Here is a 4,310-nt window from a genome sequence, read left to right as displayed (position 1 = left end):
GTTTCTAATCGTATGACGAGAAAATCCCTTTTCCGTTTCAATATAAGAAATAAATATTTTTATTGCTTCACCTATTCTCATTGGGCAAAACCTTCATCAAATCTTAAGACAATCAATTAAAACTATTTTAAAAACAGATTACTTAATTATTAATATTAACATATTTTGAGACAATTTTTCATTTCAATCCAACAGTTTCATTTTTTCATCTATCTCTGCAAGTGATTTTTTTGCCACTTCATTTCTTCTTCTCCTTTTATGATATCTAATCTCAGGCATCTCGATAAGTCCGAAGTTAATATTCATTGGCTGAAAGGAATCAGAATTTTTTGGATTTGTAATATAATCAATTAGAGCCCCAATTGCAGTGGCAGTTGAAAATTCTACCATCTCTTTCCCCAACAACTGCCGATGACAATTCATTGCGGCATACAACCCGGTCGCCATTGCCTCAACATATCCCTCTGAACCAGTGATCTGACCTGCAAAAAAGATATTCGGATTCTTCTTCAACCTTAAATACTTGTCAAGAAGAGCAGGAGAATTGATATAGCAGTTCTTATGCATTGCGCCATATCTCAATATCTTTGCATTTTCCAATCCCGGTATGAGAGAAATAATTTTTTCCTGTGCCTTATGCTTCAACCTCGTCTGAAATCCTACAATGTTGAAACTTTCACATTTCATATTTTCGCGGCGCAACTGCACAACTGCATAATACTTTTCATCTGATGGGCTGAATATCCCCACAGGTCTCATTGGCCCAAACCTCAACGCATCTTTCCCTCTTCTGGCAATTTCTTCTATTGGGAGGCATCCTTCGAAAAAAGAGATCTTTTCGAACTCTCTTTCATTTACGGTATCTGCTCTCATCAGCTCATCATAAAAAATATCAAACTCCTCTCTATTCATCGGGCAGTTGAGATAATCACCTTCTCCCCTGCCATACCTATCAGCAAAAAATACTTTCTTCATATTTATCGTCTCTCCATCGACAATCGGCGCTATGGCATCAAAAAAGAATAGAAATTCCTCTCCTACCATTCTTTTTATTTCGTTCATCATTGCATCTGATGTGAGCGGACCTGTTGCAACGATTACAGGATTATTATCTTCAATGCAACGCACTTCTTCCTTCTTTACGGAAATATTGGGATTTTTCAGAACACTCTCAGTTGCAAATTTGCAAAAGGCATTTCTGTCCACTACAAGCGCCTTACCACCCGGCAGAGAACAATTTTTAGAAACTTTCAGCAGAAAAGAACCCAGTCTTCTCAATTCTTCTTTCAATAAGCCGGAAGCGTTTTCAAGGGAATTTGACTTCAATGAATTACTGCATACAAGCTCGGCAAAGTTTTCTGTTTTGTGTGCAGGAGTTTTTACGATAGGACGCATCTCATAAAGTTCGACCTTTATTCCTTTGTTGGCAAGAAATACTGCGGCTTCACAACCTGCGAGTCCTGCGCCGATAACTTTAACCTTCTTCAAAGCTGTCTGCTTCTTCATATCCGCATTCTTCATTAGGGCATACTATCACAGAAGGCTGATTTTTTCTTTTTTTCTTCTGAAGCAGGTAATGGCTGCCGCATTCAGGGCATTCTTTGTTTATTGGCTTATCCCATATTGCAAAGTCACAGTCAGGATACCTATCACACCCATAAAATATGCCTTTTCTACTTTTCTTCTGCACTATATTGCCGTCGCATCCTTCTTTAAGGCATTTGACACCTGTTTCCTGAGGTTTTATAAAACGGCATTTTGGATAACCTGAGCATGAAATGAATTCTCCATATCGTCCGCTTCTCTGGGCAAGCGGCTTCCCGCACTTTGGACACTTTTCATCGAGAAGTTTGGATTTAGATTTTTTTACGACCTCCCCATTCTCAACTGCAATCTTCTTTGTATTCTTGCATTCAGGATAGCCGGTGCAGGCAAGAAATCTCCCAAAACGTCCCTGCTTTACAACCATTTTTCTGCCGCATTTTTCACATATCTCGTCAGTTTCAATATCATCGATTATTTTTATATTTCCTTCTTCGTCTGTCGTAAAATCTTTGGTATTCTTGCATTCAGGATAGGCGGGGCATGCAAGGAAGGGACCATTTCTGCCCCATTTCTTTACCATCATATTTCCACATTTGTCGCATTTGATCTCAGTAATCTCCTCCTCAACTTCCATTTCTTTCTGAGCAGCGGCAAGGTCTTTTTCAAATTTCTCATAAAACTCATTGAGAACTATCAACCTATCAGACTTGCCTTCTTCTATTTCATCGAGGCGATTTTCCATTGAAGCGGTAAAGTCAGTATTAATAATATCAGGAAAGCTTTTCACTAAGAGTTTATTTATAAGAATTCCAAGGTCTGTAGGAACGAATTTCTTTTTTTCCTTGATTGTATAATTTCGGTTCTGGATAGTGTCCATAATCGTTGCATAGGTGCTTGGTCTTCCAATGCCCAATTTTTCAAGTTGTTTCACCAAAGTTGCTTCCGTATATCTTGGCGGCGGTTCGGTAAAATGCTGTTTTGGAATCAACTCAAGGAGTTTTACTTCTTCGCCTTCCCTCATTTCCGGCAAATATACATCTTTATCGTTCCCATTGCCATTCTCTGAAGATTCTTCATCCTTCTTTTCAGTATATACTTTTCTGAAACCATCAAATTTCAATACATTGCCATTTGCCCTAAAAAGGTAGTCTCCGGCTGAAATATCAACAGAAGTGGAATCAATTATCGATGGCGTCATTTGACTGCTTATAAACCTTTTCCAAATAAGTGAATAAATCTTCATCTGATCTTTTGAAAGATATTGAGCTATTGCTTCAGGTTCTCTTGCAGGCGAAGTAGGCCTAATGGCTTCATGTGCATCTTGCGCGCTTTTTCCCGAAGCATATTCAGGTGATTGTTTCGGGAAGTATTTGTCTCCATATTTTTCTTTGATGAATTCTCTTGCCGCTCTCTTTGCCTCATCTGCTACTCTTACCGAATCTGTCCTCATATAGGTAATCAAACCTGTCGTGCCTTCTTCGCCTATATCAAGCCCTTCATAAAGTTGTTGAGCAATTACCATAGTTTTTTTTGCTGAAAAACCATAATGCCGGTATGCTTCCTGTTGAAGAGTACTTGTTATAAACGGAGGCAAAGGATAGCGTTTTCTTTCCTTCTTTGTAATCTTTTTAACAGTAAACTTTTCTTTCCCAACTTCATCAACTATCCTGTCTGATTCTTCCTTATTGGCAATCTTTATTTTTTCATTCTTGAATTCTATGAGACGCGATTTGAAAGTTGGCGGTTGAGCCGCCTCATTTATGGCATCGATTGTCCAATACTCCTCTGAAACGAAATTTTTAATCTCTTCCTCACGCTCACATATAAGCCGCAAAGCTACCGACTGCACTCTGCCAGCACTCAAACCGTACATCACCTTTTTCCAGAGAAGTGGACTAATCTTATATCCTACGAGGCGGTCCAGCACTCGTCTTGCCTGTTGTGCTTCAACCTTATTCTCATCAATCTCTCCGGGTGATTCGATCGCTTTTTTGACTGCATCTCGTGTAATCTCATTGAAAAGGACACGGTAAATCTTTTTGCCGTTCTTCTTTTTATGGTCAATTACTGATGCCACATGCCAGGCAATCATCTCCCCTTCTCTGTCCGGGTCAGAGGCGATGTAAACCTCCTTGACCTTTTCAGCGGCTTCCTTCAATTCCTTGATGGTTTTACTTTTCCCCTTGATAGTCGTATAAGTCGGCTCAAATCCATTTTCTATGTTTATACCAAGTTTGCTCTTTGGTAAGTCTTTGATATGACCAATCGTTGCCTTGACTTTGAAATCTTTGCCCACAATTTTGTTTATAGTCTTGGCTTTTGCGGGTGATTCAACAATTATCAATTTCGATGCCATTTAATTATTCAAGCTCCCTGTTTATCCTACATTTAAGAGTCAATCGTTTTCAAAGTGTTAGAAGATATAGAAATAATGAATTTAAAGTCAAGATATTTTGGCTTTCAGATTCGGGGAAAATTGTTTTTACATTAGAACTTTAAAAAATCAAAGAGTTGATATCACATCGAGTGATTAACTTCGAACTATCTGAAAAAAAGCAAAAAAAACCAGCTGGAATATTATTCAAACCAGCTGGTTAAAAGATTTTTTCAACTTTTTCTAAAAAAACGAGAGATAGCGTGAATTTCTGTGATAACTCATAAGATTCTACCAGTTTTCACCCAAAACCTCGAAGTGTTCCTGTTTATGGTTGCATGCCGGGCAAACTGCCGGCGCTTCCGTGCCCTCATGAAGATAACCGCAATTC

Annotated in this window: 3 protein-coding genes; all 3 read right to left on the bottom strand. The window is 38.7% G+C overall.

Features of this window, described 5'->3' with window-relative positions:
* Positions 1–183 precede the first annotated feature (183 nt).
* A complete protein-coding gene (locus D6734_09365; GenBank protein ID RMF93758.1) occupies positions 184–1,506 on the bottom strand; it encodes a methylenetetrahydrofolate--tRNA-(uracil(54)-C(5))-methyltransferase (FADH(2)-oxidizing) TrmFO in 1,323 nt (440 codons plus the stop codon).
* Positions 1,475–3,901 carry a type I DNA topoisomerase gene (gene topA / locus D6734_09360; protein RMF93757.1) on the bottom strand — a complete coding sequence of 809 codons (2,427 nt, stop codon included), beginning with the start codon at positions 3,899–3,901 and terminating at the stop codon, positions 1,475–1,477. Before topA ends, D6734_09365 begins: the two co-directional genes overlap by 32 nt.
* Before the next feature lie 309 nt (positions 3,902–4,210).
* A partial coding sequence (locus D6734_09355) for a rubrerythrin family protein (GenBank protein ID RMF93756.1) occupies positions 4,211–4,310 on the bottom strand: 100 nt, incomplete at its 5' end.

The sequence above is a fragment of the Candidatus Schekmanbacteria bacterium genome (assembly GCA_003695725.1).
GTDB lineage: Bacteria > Schekmanbacteria > GWA2-38-11 > GWA2-38-11 > J061 > J061.
This window is presented reverse-complemented; position numbering and strand designations above follow the sequence as displayed.

Bases quoted from the DNA above. Each gene is read 5' to 3' on its own strand.
- D6734_09365 (RMF93758.1), bottom strand. From the start codon at position 1,506: ATGAAGAAGCAGACAGCTTTGAAGAAGGTTAAAGTTATCGGCGCAGGA.
- topA (RMF93757.1), bottom strand. From the start codon at position 3,901: ATGGCATCGAAATTGATAATTGTTGAATCACCCGCAAAAGCCAAGACT.